The organism is Streptomyces sp. AC627_RSS907 (assembly GCF_019049165.1).
Window position 1 is genome coordinate 1 of record NZ_JAGMUE010000026.1, and the last position, 13,122, is coordinate 13,122.

General features: G+C 73.4%; 10 protein-coding genes. 6 read left to right on the forward strand and 4 right to left on the reverse strand.

Going from position 1 to position 13,122, the window contains the following annotated elements; translation table 11 throughout:
• Both KUM32_RS07080 and KUM32_RS07085 read right to left on the reverse strand, forming a co-directional pair.
• Positions 1 to 740 (reverse strand): CHAD domain-containing protein (locus KUM32_RS07080; protein WP_217140936.1); only part of this gene is annotated, 740 nt, incomplete at its 3' end.
• On the reverse strand, positions 721 to 2,961 hold the full coding sequence (locus tag KUM32_RS07085; RefSeq protein ID WP_217140937.1) for an RNA degradosome polyphosphate kinase: 2,241 nt from the start codon (positions 2,959 to 2,961) through the stop codon (positions 721 to 723). The genes KUM32_RS07085 and KUM32_RS07080, both read right to left, overlap by 20 nt.
• A 269-nt stretch (positions 2,962 to 3,230) precedes the next feature.
• Between KUM32_RS07085 and KUM32_RS07090 the strand changes: the two genes are divergently transcribed.
• Genes KUM32_RS07090 through KUM32_RS07110 form a run of 5 tightly spaced genes read left to right on the forward strand, consistent with a single transcriptional unit; the run spans position 3,231 to position 7,719 of the window.
• Positions 3,231 to 3,773 carry an RNA polymerase sigma factor gene (locus KUM32_RS07090; protein ID WP_217140938.1) on the forward strand — a complete coding sequence of 181 codons (543 nt, stop codon included), beginning with the start codon at positions 3,231 to 3,233 and terminating at the stop codon, positions 3,771 to 3,773.
• Positions 3,770 to 4,630 (forward strand): zf-HC2 domain-containing protein, encoded by an 861-nt coding sequence (locus KUM32_RS07095; protein WP_217140939.1) that lies wholly within the window; start codon positions 3,770 to 3,772, stop codon positions 4,628 to 4,630. The genes KUM32_RS07090 and KUM32_RS07095 overlap by 4 nt, the downstream gene beginning before the upstream one ends.
• Positions 4,631 to 4,679: 49 nt before the next feature.
• Entirely contained in the window at positions 4,680 to 5,540 is an 861-nt protein-coding gene (locus tag KUM32_RS07100) for an ABC transporter ATP-binding protein (protein WP_217140940.1), read from the forward strand.
• Positions 5,537 to 7,057: an ABC transporter permease gene (locus KUM32_RS07105; RefSeq protein ID WP_217140941.1), complete on the forward strand. Its 1,521-nt coding sequence runs from the start codon at positions 5,537 to 5,539 to the stop codon at positions 7,055 to 7,057. The genes KUM32_RS07100 and KUM32_RS07105 overlap by 4 nt, the downstream gene beginning before the upstream one ends.
• On the forward strand, positions 7,045 to 7,719 hold the full coding sequence (locus tag KUM32_RS07110; RefSeq protein ID WP_308408615.1) for an ABC transporter: 675 nt from the start codon (positions 7,045 to 7,047) through the stop codon (positions 7,717 to 7,719). The genes KUM32_RS07105 and KUM32_RS07110 overlap by 13 nt, the downstream gene beginning before the upstream one ends.
• Before the next feature lie 104 nt (positions 7,720 to 7,823).
• Here KUM32_RS07110 and mshD read toward each other — a convergent pair whose 3' ends face one another.
• A complete protein-coding gene (gene mshD, locus KUM32_RS07115) occupies positions 7,824 to 8,753 on the reverse strand; it encodes a mycothiol synthase (RefSeq protein WP_217140942.1) in 930 nt (309 codons plus the stop codon).
• Between the two features lie 181 nt (positions 8,754 to 8,934).
• On the opposite strand from mshD, the gene KUM32_RS07120 reads away from it, so the two are divergent.
• Positions 8,935 to 10,767, forward strand: coding sequence for a bifunctional UDP-sugar hydrolase/5'-nucleotidase (locus KUM32_RS07120; RefSeq protein ID WP_217140943.1), 1,833 nt, complete (start codon positions 8,935 to 8,937; stop codon positions 10,765 to 10,767).
• Between the two features lie 290 nt (positions 10,768 to 11,057).
• On the opposite strand, the gene KUM32_RS07125 is transcribed toward KUM32_RS07120, so the two are convergent.
• The gene (locus KUM32_RS07125) at positions 11,058 to 13,121 is read right to left on the reverse strand and encodes a pectinesterase family protein (protein ID WP_217140944.1); all 2,064 of its coding nucleotides are present in this window, start codon (positions 13,119 to 13,121) and stop codon (positions 11,058 to 11,060) included.
• Between the last annotated feature and the right edge of the window lies 1 nt (position 13,122).

The following is a 13,122-nucleotide window of genomic DNA, read 5'->3' on the forward strand; positions in this document are numbered from 1 at the left end:
GGCGTCGGGTGCGCGGGGGTGGTGGGGAGCGGTCTGGGCGGGGCGAGGCCGGTGGTGGGCCGCAGGGGGACCTCGCTGGCCAGCAGGGCGACCTTGTCGGCGACCGCGTGGAAGCGGCTGCTGCCCAGCGCCTGGAGCGCGGTGGAGTGCGCCCGGGTGCGGGCCAGGGTCAGCTGGCGGTCGAGCAGCGCGCCCGCCTTGGCCGCGCCCACGGTCAGGTGGGCGCGGTCCGGGGGCGGCCGGTGGGCGGCGGCCGGTACGGTGACGGCCGCGGTCGCGGCGGCCCGGCCCGCCGGCTGCCGGTCCGGGAACGCCGACGAACCGGACAGCCGGTGCAGGGCCTGGAGCAGGCGTTCCAGGCGGGACGCGTACGCGTGCTCCAGCGCCAGCGTGCCGGACAGCCAGGCCAGTTCGGGGCGCATGGCCTCCGCCCACTCGGCGTCCAGCAGCGGCTGGTACGTGTGCAGGGTGCCGCTCAGCCGGCGGGCCGCCCGGCGCAGGGCGCGGGCCGCGTCCACGGGACGCTCGGGCGGGGGTGCCCCGTCCGGCCCGTGTGCCCCGTTCGCGTGCGCGCCGCCGCCTGACTCCCGGTGCAGGCGCAGGGCGCGGAGGAACTCCGTGGCCTGCGCGCGCAGGTAGGACGCGAGGGCGTCCGAGTCCGGGTGCGAGTTCGGGGTCGCGGGTACCGGCGGCCCGGTGGTGGCCGTGGGGTTCGTCGGGTCAAGGTGCTGCTGTGCCACGCCGGCGCCTCCGGGCGTCTATGAGCATCTCCTGGATGTTGCGCAGGGGTTGGCCGTCCGCGTCGGCCGCGTGCCGGGTCCACTCGCCGTCCGGGCCGAGGTGCCAGGAGGCGGTGCCGTCGGACATGCCGGTCTCGAGGAGCCGGTTGAGGGCCGCCCGGTGGGCCGGGTCGGTGACCCGGACCAGGGCCTCTATGCGGCGGTCGAGGTTGCGGTGCATCATGTCGGCGCTGCCGAACCAGACCTCGGGCTCACCGCCGTTGCCGAAGGCGAAGACACGCGAGTGTTCGAGGAAGCGGCCGAGGATCGAACGGACCCGGATGTTCTCCGACAGACCCGTCACGCCCGGGCGCAGCGCGCAGATGCCCCGCACCCACACGTCGACCGGGACACCGGCCTGGGACGCGCGGTAGCACGCGTCGACCACGGCCTCGTCGACCATCGAGTTGACCTTGATGCGGATGTAGGCGGGGCGCCCGGAGCGGTGGTGCTGGATCTCCTTGTGGATACGGGAGACCAGGCCGTCGCGCAGGGACTTGGGCGCGACGAGCAGACGGCGGTAGGTCTCGCGGCGTGAGTAGCCGGAGAGGCGGTTGAACAGGTCGGAGAGGTCCGCGCCGACCTGCGGGTCCGCGGTGAGCAGGCCGAGGTCCTCGTAGAGGCGGGCCGTCTTCGGGTGGTAGTTGCCGGTGCCGACGTGGCTGTAGCGGCGCAGCGTGTCGCCCTCCTGGCGGACGACCAGGGACAGCTTGCAGTGGGTCTTCAGGCCGACGAGGCCGTAGACGACGTGGCAGCCGGACTCCTCCAGCTTGCGGGCCCACTTGATGTTGGCGTGCTCGTCGAAACGGGCCTTGATCTCGACCAGGACGAGGACCTGCTTGCCGGACTCGGCCGCGTCGATGAGCGCGTCGACTATCGGGGAGTCGCCGGAGGTGCGGTACAGCGTCTGCTTGATCGCGAGGACGTCCGGGTCGGCGGCCGCCTGCTCCAGGAAGGCCTGTACGGAGGTGGAGAAGGAGTCGTACGGGTGGTGGAGGAGGACGTCCCTGCTGCGGAGGGCCGCGAAGATGTCCGGCGGTGACGCCGATTCCACCTCGGCCAGGTCGCGGTGGGTGCCGGCGACGAACTTCGGGTACTTCAGCTCCGGGCGGTCGATGCCGTGGATGCGGAAGAGCCCGGTGAGGTCGAGGGGGCCGGGGAGCGGGTAGACCTCCGCCTCGCTGATCTTGAGTTCGCGCACGAGGAGGTCCAGGACCTCGCGGTCGATCGACTCCTCGACCTCCAGGCGGACGGGCGGGCCGAAGCGGCGCCGCATCAGCTCCTTCTCGAGGGCCTGCAGGAGGTTCTCGGCGTCGTCCTCCTCCACCTCGAGGTCCTCGTTGCGGGTGAGGCGGAAGGCGTGGTGCTCCAGGACCTCCATGCCGGGGAAGAGCTCTTCGAGGTGGGCGGCGATCACGTCCTCGAGGGGGACGTAGCGGCCCGGGGCGGCCTCCAGGAAGCGGGAGAGCAGCGGGGGGACCTTGACGCGGGCGAAGTGGCGGTGGCCCGTGACGGGGTTGCGCACGACGACCGCGAGGTTGAGGGAGAGGCCCGAGATGTAGGGGAAGGGGTGCGCCGGGTCGACGGCGAGGGGGGTGAGGACCGGGAAGATCTGGTGCCGGAAGAGGGTGAAGAGGCGGGCCTGCTCCTTCTCCGCGAGCTCGTTCCAGCGGACCAGGTGGATGCCCTCCTCGGCGAGGGCGGGAGCGACGTCCTCGTGGAAGCAGGCGGCATGGCGGGCCATGAGCTCGCGTGAGCGGGCCCAGATCATGTCCAGGACCTCACGGGGCTGGAGGCCGGAGGCGGAGCGGGTGGCGACACCGGTCGCTATGCGGCGCTTGAGGCCGGCGACGCGGACCATGAAGAACTCGTCCAGGTTGCTGGCGAAGATCGCGAGGAAGTTGGCACGCTCGAGGAGGGGGGTGTTCGGGTCCTCCGCGAGTTCGAGCACGCGTTCGTTGAACGCGAGCCAGCTGCGTTCACGGTCCAGGAAGCGGCCCTGCGGCAGCTGGGCGCCGCCGGCCTGGGACTCCTCCGACTCCTCGTAGCCGTCGAGGTCGGCGTCGATGTCGGGTTCCAGGTCGGAGACCGTGGCGGCCACGGTGTGCGGGCGGTGCGCGGCGATGGAGCCCACGGAGGGCTGGGGGTGCTGGACCTCTGCCTGGGTGTTCGGCTGCCTCATGAACCCATTCTTCCGCGCCACGCGCAGGACAGGCGCGTCGGAAGGCGCGGAATGTTCTGCTCCTGGTGGCACGGTCGGCTTCATTCGGTGAGGGTCGCAAGGCTGTCTGAATCGATGGTTACGGGGACATGACGTGTGGGATAGCGGGGGGCCTCTGACGGGTGCGGGGCGGCGCCCGATGGCGCCGGCCGGCGCCACCCGCCGCCCGGCCGGAAGATTCCGGCTGCGATCGTGTGAACCGCCCGGCCGGGCTCGTCCGATGAGGAGACGTGAGCGAAACGAGGAGCGACGGCGCGCTGCTGCGGGCCGTCGCGGACGACGGCGACCGGCGCGCCTTCGAGGAGCTGTACCGCCGGTACGCGCCCTGGCTGACCGCCCGCATGCGCAGCCGCTGCGCCGACACCGGCGTCGTCGACGACGTCGTGCAGGAGACCTTTCTCGCGGTGTGGCGGGGCAGTGCGCGCTACCGGGAGGACGGGGACGTGGCGGGCTGGCTGTGGCGGATCGGGTCGCGGCGGCTGATCGACGTGCTGCGCGGCGACGGGGCGCGGGGACGGCTGCGGCAGGCACTGGCCCGGCTGCGGCACCGGGACGAGGTCTCCGCCGAGGAGCGCGTGCTCGCCGGCGTCGAGCACGGGGACCTCGCCGGCGCCCTCGTCCGGCTCTCGCCGGAGCTGCGCGCGGTGCTCCAGGCCACGGTCGTCGACGGGCTGACCACCCGCGAGGCGGCCGTCCTGCTCGGCATCCCGCCGGGCACGGTCAAGACGCGGGCGATGCGGGCCCGCCGGCAGTTGCGGGAGGCGCTGGCATGAGAAGCGAAGACAGGCGCCGGGACACCTGGCACGTGGACGTGGACGACCTGCGGGCGTACGCCCGGGGGACGCTGACCGTGCCCGCGCTGTGGTCCGCCGACACCCACCTGACCGCCTGCGCGCACTGCCGCGGCGTCCTCGCCGAGGTGAGCGACGTCGCCGTGCTGGACCAGGGATGGGAGCGGCTCGACGCCGAGCTGGACGCGCCCCGGCCGGGTCGGTTCGAGGGGCTGCTGGTGCGGTGCGGCGTCTCCGACGGCACCGCGCGGCTGCTCGCGGCCACCCCCGTACTGCGCCGCTCCTGGCTCGGCGCGGTCGTCGCCGTGCTGCTCGTGACCTTCGTCGCCGCCTTCTCGGCCGGCGTCGCCGACAGGCCCACCCTGTTCCTCGCCCTCGCGCCCCTGCTGCCGCTGGCCGGGGTGGCGCTCGCCTACGGGCCCGCGCTGGACCCGACGTACGAGCTGGCGGTCGTCTCACCGGTGCACGGCTTCCGGCTGCTGATGATCCGCACGGTCGCCGTGCTGGTCGTGGCGCTCGGCGTCAACGGCCTGGCGACCCTCGCCCTGCCGGGGTACGGGCTGCGCGCCCTGGCCTGGCTGCTGCCCGGGCTCGCCCTCACCACGGCCGGGCTCGCGCTGACGCCCCGGCTCGGTCCCGTGGTCGCGCCGTCCGTGACCGCGGGGGCGTGGGGGGCCGTACTGCTGGCCGCGGACACGGCCCGCGCCGCCGGGGACGGCCCGCTGGCACCGTTCACCGCGGCCGGGCAGGGCGTGGCCGCGGCCGTGGCCCTCCTGGGGGCCGGGCTGCTCTTCCTGGTCCGTGACCGGTTCGACGTCTCCGCGCGCGGTGCCGCGTGAGTCCTTCCTCTTCCCCGCTTCCCCTCTTCTTCCTGTACGGGAGTGCCGTATGAATCCCACCGTCTCCGCCTCAGGGCTCAGCCTCCACCACGGCCGCACCCGCGCCCTCGACGACGTGTCGCTGCGGCTGACCCCGGGCGTCACGGGGCTGCTCGGGCCCAACGGGGCCGGGAAGACCACGCTCCTCAGGGTGCTCGCCACCGCCGTGCCCGCCGACCGGGGCTCCTTCACCGTGCTCGGGCACGATCCGGGGACCGCGCGCGGACGGCAGGAGGTACGGCGGCGGCTCGGGTACCTGCCGCAGACGCCCGGCTTCCACCCGGACTTCACCGCCTTCGAGTTCGTCGACTACGTCGCGATCCTGAAGGAACTGACGGACCGGGGCGCCCGCCACCGCGAGGTGCGGCGGGTGCTGGAGGAGGTGAACCTGGGCGACGTACGCGGACGGAAGATCAAGAAGCTGTCCGGCGGCATGCGGCAGCGGGTCGCGCTCGCGGCCGCCCTGGTCGGTGACCCCGGGTTCCTGGTGCTCGACGAACCGACCGTCGGGCTCGACCCGGAGCAGCGGATGCGGTTCCGGGAACTGATCGCCGGGGCCGGGGAGGGGCGCACCGTGCTGCTCTCCACCCACCAGACCGAGGACGTCGCGATGCTCTGCCACCGCGTGGTCGTCATGGCCGCCGGGACGGTGCGGTTCGACGGCACCCCGGCCGAGCTGACCGCGCGGGCCGCCGGACGCGTGTGGAGCAGTACGGAGCGGGACGCGGGCGCGAAGGCGGGGTGGCGTACGGGGACCGGTTCCTTCCGGAACGTCGGTGATCCGCCCGCGGGAGCGGACCTGGTCGAACCCACGTTGGAGGACGGCTACCTGCTCGCCCTCGACGGTGCCGTCCCGGAGGTGGCCGCGTGAGTGCCGTGCTGGTGACGGATCCCCCCGTCGCGGACACCGGGGCCCGCGGTGGCGGCGTACGGGCCGTGCTCGCCCTGGCCCGGTTCGAGGCACGCCGGCTGCTGACGAGCGTCCCCGTCCTCCTGGCCTTCCTCGCGTACGTCGCCTGGATCGTGTGGCGCACCCTCGACTCCGCGGACGGCTACCCCGCCCTCCAGGACGCCGACCGCGCCACCCAGAGCATGCCGATGCTCGTCGGGCTCGCCGTCCTGCTCTACGCCAACTTCGCCGTCCTGCGCTCCGAGCGGCACGGCACCGAGGCGCACTTCGCGGTGCAGGTCGTCCAGCCCTGGCGCCGTACGGTGGCCCACGCGCTGTCCGTCGTGCCGGCCGCCCTGCTCACCGCGGTCTGTGTGGCCGGGCAGTTCACCTGGGAGGCGTTCAAACCGGGGGCGGTCGGGCACGGCTCGCCGGCCGAGCTGGTCGTGGGACCGCTGACGGTCCTGCTGTTCGGAACGCTCGGGGTGCTGCTGGCCCGGGTGGCGCGGTCGGGGCTCGCCGCGCCGCTGACGATGGTCCTCCTGCTGTTCGCCTTCGCGCTCGGCACGGGGCCGAGCGGCATGGACGGTACGTCGTGGCTGGCACCGGCCGTCGCCGGGGGCAGCGCGGACACCCTCCCCTCCGAGCTGCTGGGCCGGCCCGCCGCCTGGCACGCCCTGTACCTGACGGGCGTCGCCCTGTGCGCGGCCTTCCTCGCGGTGCTCCTCGCCGGCGGACGGAACCTGGCCGTCCGGGCGGGTGTCGTCCTGACCCTCGCGCTGGCGGTGACGGGCGGTGTGCTGCAGGCCAGGGGCGTGGCGCCGTCACCGGAGCTGACCGCGGCCCGTGAGCGTGCCTCGGTACGGCCGGAGCAGACGTGCGTGGAGCGCGGGCGGTCGACGTACTGCGCCTTCCCCGAGTGGGTGCCCCGCGTCGGTACGTGGGCCGAGGTCGTCGACCGTGTCCAGTCCCGCGCGGGCGGCTCCGCGCACGACCGGCCGCTCGTCGTACGCCAGCGGATCGACGCCCGGTACGGGCTGGAGAGCGACGCCGCGATCCCGTCGCTGACCGAGGCGCACCAGGTGACCGTGGGCACCGCCTGGGGCGGCAACCGGGTCCCGGAGTTCTCCAGCGCCGTCGCCGCCGTGCTGGTCGCGGGCACCGAGGAGGCCGGGGGTGAGATCTGCGACGGGCGGATGGTCACCCTCATGTGGCTCTCCCTGAGCTGGCAGGACGACCCGGTGAACGCCCTGCGCCGGGTCCGTCTCGACGACAGCGTGGAGGGGGCGGCGATCGTCCTGTCGCCGACCAACCCGCTGACCATGACGGAGGGGCAGACGGACGTCGTACGGCGCCTGCTCGAGAAGCCGCGGCCCGGGGTCGGGGACCGGGTGAAGGCGCACTGGGACGAGCTGACCTCGCCGGGCGTCACCACCGCCCGCGCCGCCGAACTGCTGGGCGTGGCCGGGCCGGACAAGGCGGACTCGTGCGAGGAGTGACGCCGGCCCTGGTCGGCCCGGTGTGGCGCACGCTGCCGTGGCGGACCCTGGGCGCGGCCGGCGCCCTCGGGCTGCTGCTCGCCGCCGCCCCGGGGCTCATGGACGCGGAGCCGGCCCGCTGGCAGACGCTCGTCATCCTGCGGGGCATCGCCCTGATCGGCGCGCTCGGGCTGGCCTTCCTGCTGGACGACCCGGCCCGGCACCTCACCACTCCCGTCCCGACCGGGCGCCCGCTGCGGCAGGCGCTGCGGGTGGGGCTGGTCGCACCGTTCGTCGCGCTGTGGTGGACGGCCGTGCTGCTGCTCGCCCCCGCGGCGTCCCGGCCCCCGGCCGGTGACATCACGCTGGAGGCCGCGGTGCTGGGCGTCCTGGCGCTCGCCGGCGCCGCGGCGGCGGTACGGCTGACGGACGAGGTGCGTCCGGGACCGGTCGTCGTGGCGGCACTGCTGCTGACGGCCGTCCTCGCGCCCCTGCTGGCACCGGACGGCTGGGCGCTGTTCGTGCCGCCCGACGACCCGCGGTGGCCGGTGGCCCACGACCGGTGGGCGGTGCTGCTGGCGGCGGTGGTCGTGGTGTGGGGGGTGTGCGGGCCGGAGCCGTTGGGGCGACGGCGGCAGCGACGGCGGAAGCGTGGGGCGCGGCGGGCGCGTGGGGCCACCTGACGGGTGCGGCACGCGCGCCATCCGGCCGGTGCGGCGCGTGGGGCTCCACCTGGCCGGTGCGGCGCGTGGACCTCACGTGCCCGTGCGGTGTCTGTCGCGGGGCGTCACGTCTCCGTGCGGTACATCAGGTCCGTCTCGTGCGTGACGAAGCCCAGGCGCTCGTAGACGGACACCGCGGCCTCGTTGTCGGCGTCGACGTACAGCATGGCCGTGGGCAGTCCCAGCCCCGCCAGGTGGCGCAGGCCGATGGTGGTCAGGGCCTTGCCCAGGCCACCGCCCTGGGCGTCGGGGCGGATGCCGAGGACGTACACCTCACCCAGCCGCTCGGCCGCGTGCACCTTGGTCCAGTGGAAGCCGACCAGTTCGCCGCCCCGCTCGGCCAGGAAGAACCCCGCCGGGTCGAACCACGCCTCGGCCTTGCGGTCGTCGAGGTCCCGCTGGGTGAGGGCGCCCTGCTCGGGATGGTGGGCGAAGGCGGCGGCGTTCACCGCGAGCCAGGCCGCGTCGTCCTGCCCGGGGACGAAGGTGCGCACGGTCACGCCCTCCGGCAGGCGCGGGTCGCTCAGTTCCAGGTCGGCCAAGGGGCGCCGCATCTGACGCAGTTCGCGGAAGAGGGTGAGCCCGAGCACCTGCGCGAGGTGCCGGGCGGCGGAGTGGCCGCCGTGCGCCCAGATCCGCAGCCGCTTGCCGGAGGCGGCGAGCAGCGCGGAGCCCAGCGCCCGCCCGTGCCCCTGCCCCCGGTGCGAGGGGTGGACGACCAGTTCGGCGGCCGGCGGCTCCACCGGGTCGGTGTCCTCCAGCTGGGCGTAGCCGACGAGTTCGCTGCCGTTCACGGTGAGCAGCAGGTGCGCGATGCCCTCCCGTGCGGCGCCGCGCAGTTGCAGCCGTCCCTGCTCGGACACGGCCTGCTGCCCGTCGTTCCGGGCGGCCTCGGCGAGCAGGGCGAGGACGGCGTCGGTCTGCTCCGGGGTGAGTTCGGCGAGGGTCTCGATCGAGCGGGGGCGGCCGGGCCGTACGGTGTCGTCGCTGGTCATGCGTACGAGGGTAAGGGGCGGGCGCGGCAAAGCGGCGGCATCCCAAGGAGAAGGCCGGGCCACAAGCTAAACCAGGATGTAACCCGGAACCCCCTGTCGCGCTACGCGCGTTGACTCTAGGCTGCTGCGCCGACGAGCCGTCTCCTCAGCGGCTCGCGTCACGCACACCACAGGGGGGCGCATGCCACTCACCGCACCGTCGCACCAACCGCGCCGCAGACGTCGTACGAACCGTCTCCTCGCCGTCGCCGCCACCGTCCTCACCGCCGGGGCGCTCGCCGCGGCGGCGCTGCCGGCGACGGCCAGCGCGGGCGAGAGCGGCCGGGGCCACGGGGGCCACGAGCCCGACCACCGCTCCGGCCGCTACCAGGACGTCCAGCTCCTGTCCTTCAACGACCTGCACGGCAACCTGGAACCGCCGGCCGGTTCCTCCGGCCGGGTCACCGAACTCCAGCCGGACGGCACGACGAGGACGGTCGACGCGGGCGGCGTCGAGTACCTCGCCACCCACCTGCGTGAGGCCCGCAAGGGCCACCGTTACTCCATCACCGCCGCCGGCGGCGACATGGTCGGCGCGTCACCCCTCCTCTCCGGCCTCTTCCACGACGAGCCGACCATCGAGGCGCTGAACAAGCTCGACCTGGACGTGACGAGCGTCGGCAACCACGAGTTCGACGAGGGCGCGACCGAGCTCGGCCGCCTCCAGAACGGCGGCTGCCACCCCACCGAGGGCTGCTACACGGAGGAGGAGTTCGAGGGCGCCGACTTCCCGTACCTGGCGGCGAACGTCCTCGACGAGAAGACGAAGAAGCCCGTCCTGAAGCCGTACTGGGTGTGGAAGCAGAAGGGCGTCAAGGTCGGCTTCATCGGCGTGACCCTGGAGGGCACCCCGGACGTCGTGTCGGCCGAGGGCGTGAAGGGCCTGTCCTTCAAGGACGAGGTCGAGACGATCAACACGTACGCCAAGGAGCTCCAGCGCCAGGGCGTGAAGTCGATCGTGGCCCTCGTCCACGAGGGCGGCTTTCCGGCATCGTCCTCCTACAACTACGACTGCGACTCCCCGGGCGCCGGCGACGGCATCTCCGGCCCGATCGCCGACATCGCCGAGAACGTCACCCCGCAGGTCGACGCGCTGGTCACCGGCCACACCCACGCGGCGTACGTCTGCACGATCCCGGACCCGGCGGGCAAGCCCCGCATGGTCACGTCGGCCGCGTCCTTCGGCCGCCTCTACACGGACACGACGCTGACCTACGACCGCCGCACGGGTGACATAGCCCGTACGGCCGTGAAGTCGGCGAACCACGTGGTGACACGGGACGTACCGAAGGCGCCGGACATGACCCGGCTGCTCGACAAGTGGAGCACCCTCGCCGCCCCGATCGGCAGCCGCCCCGTCGGCTACATCTCCGGCGACATCCCCCGCGACGGCACCGAGTCCCCGCTGGGCGACCTGATCGCCGACGCGCAACTGGCCTACGGGAAGTCCCAGGACCCGGAGACCGACCTCGCCCTGATGAACCCGGGCGGCATCCGCGCGCCGCTCACGTACGCGGCCACGGGGAACGAGGGCGACGGCGTGGTGACGTACGCCGAGGGCTTCGCGGTCCAGCCCTTCGCCAACACGGTGAACCTCAAGGACTACACGGGCGCCCAGCTGATCCAGGTCCTCAAGGAGCAGGTGAGCGGCCCGAACGCGTCGGCCCCGAAGATCCTCCAGGTCTCGTCCGGCCTGACCTACACCCTGGACCTGACGAAGACGGGCGCCGACCGTGTCGTCACGGACTCCATCCGCCTGAACGGCTCGGCGATCGACCCGGCCGCCACGTACCGCGTCGCCTCGAACGGCTTCCTCGCGGGCGGCGGCGACGGCTTCCCCACCCTGGGCGAGGGCACGAACGAACTCGTCGGCGCGGACGACCTGACGGCACTGGAGCAGTACCTGACGGCCCACTCCTCGGCGACCGACCCGATCACCCCGCCGACGGCGGACCGGATCACGGTCGTGCGGTAGCCGACCGCCGGCGTTTCCGCCTCGGGGCCCGGGCGTGTACATCCTGTACGCGCCCGGGCCTCATCGCGTCCCTGAGGACAGTGATGTGACCTCGGCGCACCGCGGCCACCCCCGGCGGGCCGACGCCCGCGGCCTCGGCCGTGCTGCCGAGGCCGCGCCGCGCCACCGGTGGGGCGTCGGCACGGGGCCCGTCCGCCAGGCCGGCGTGCGTCGACTGGCCCACAAGGTCCTGGAGCGCATGCCCGTTGCGGCACTGCGCTCGGCGGAACGGGGGAGCGCCGCGCGGTCCGCTACGACGCGGTAGGCACCCAGCCGCCCAGCCAGTCCCCGATCTGCTGGTCCGCCGCCTGGGCGTCGGTCAGGTGGGGGCGGTCGGAGCTCGCGGGGCCCGCGCCGGGGCCCGTGTTGCGGTACTCGGCGAAGCGGTCGTCCTTCCAGGAGAAGCCGCTCATGTCGCTCCACGGGGCGGACTTGACCGCGGCGCTGAGGGTGGTGTCGCGGACCGTGGTCTGGGGGTCGAGGGAGGCGTCGCCGCCCGCGTGCCAGGGACGGCCGAGGTGGAAGCTCCGGTCGGCGACGTCGCCGTTGACCGTGGAGGCGGCGATGAGGATGCCCTTGCGGCCGGCGGGGGTGCTCGGGGCGGTGACATAGCCGCCCGAGGTGCCGTTCCAGCGCTTCTTCAGGGTGATGACCGACCGGTCGATCACGGCCGTCGCCCGGCCGAAGATGAAGTCGACGTTGCCGACGACGTAGGAGTTGGTCACGCGGACGCGGCCGGGCTTGTCCTTCGACGCCGTGTCCAGGAGCAGCGTGTCCTGGTCGCCCGTGACGATCACGCCGTCCAGGAAGACCTTGTCGGCCGCCGTGCGCAGGGCCACCGCCTGGTGGGCGGACAGGGACTGGTTCGCCTTCTCGTCGAAGTCGTTCGAGATCGTCAGGTTGCGCGCCTGGAAGTCGTCGGCCTCGACGGCGACCGTGGCGCTGCCCGCGGTGCCGTAGGTCCCGGAGCCGTCCGGCTTGGGCGTCCCGGCGGCGTTGCCGTACACGATCACCGTGTCCTTGCGGCTGCCACCGGTGCCCCGGAGGGTGACGTGCGGCTTGTTGGAGGGGATCCTGACCGTCTCGCGGTACGTTCCCGGCTTGACCTCGATGACCACCCGGGCCGGGTTGTTCGCGGGTACGGCGTTCACGGCCGCCTGCACGGTCCGGTACTGGCCGCTGCCGTCCCGGGCGACCGTGAGGGTCGTCGCCGCCTTGGCGGCGGCCGGCTTCGTGCCGATCGAGCCGCGCGGGCCCGTGCCCGACCTGAGCAGGGACGGCACGTCCGCCGCCCTGTCGAGCGTGTAGGCGTAGTACTTCTTCGGGTCGAAGGCCGTGCCACCACCGCTCTCGTTGCGGCCGGACGTGCCGGTGAAGACGCTGCCGCGCTGGACCAGGGCCGCGGTGCTGTCCCTGGTGACGGGGTTCCGCACGCCCTGGAAGTAGCTGTTCTCCAGGACCATCCTCGTCCTGCCGCGGGCGTAGTTGCCGTAGGCGGACGTGATGTCCGTGCCGGGGGCGTCCTCCAGGTAGTTGTTGTAGAGGTGCGCGTGGGCGGCGTTGTCGGTGGACGGGTTGCGCTGCTCGGTCTCGCGGAACCAGTTGTGGTGGACCGTGATGTCCGTGGTGACGTTCTTCGTCCAGCCGATGCCGAAGGTCTTGTTGTTGTTGCTCAGCTTGTTCCAGGAGACCGTGACGTTCGTGCTGTCCTTGCGGACGTCGATCAGGCCGTCCGCCATGTGCCGCAGGTCGTTGTGGTCGATCCAGACGTGGTGGGCGCCGTCCATCTGGATCGCGTCGAAGTCGTGCTCCTTGTCGTTCCAGACGCCCTGGTACGAGTCCCGGATCGTGAGGTTGCGGATGATCACGTTGTGGACGCCGGGGCCGAGGAAGAAGCCGCCGCCCGCTATCTGGCCCGAGGTGCCGGAGCCGACGATCGTCTTGTCCGAGGCGACCTTGATCTCCTTGCCGACCGGGGCCATGTCGATCGTCCCGGCGACCACGATGACGTACGGCTCGGCGGCCGTCGCGTACTTCTCCAGCTCCGCCTGCGTGCGCACGGTCACCGTCTTGCCGTCCCGGCCGCCGTACGTGCCGTTCTGGCCGAGGGCGTTGACGGAGGCGAAACCGTCGGCGGTCGCGGTCGCCCAGGCGGGCGCGGCGGTCGTGGCGGACGCCTCCTGGGCGCCGGAGCCGAAGACGCCGAGGTCCGTTCCGTAGACCAGGGTGCCGGTGGCGGTCAGGGCGAGGGGGAACCCGATGGCCAGGGCTTTCCTGCCCTTGCGGTGACGGGGCTTGCTGCGGTGCTCACTCATA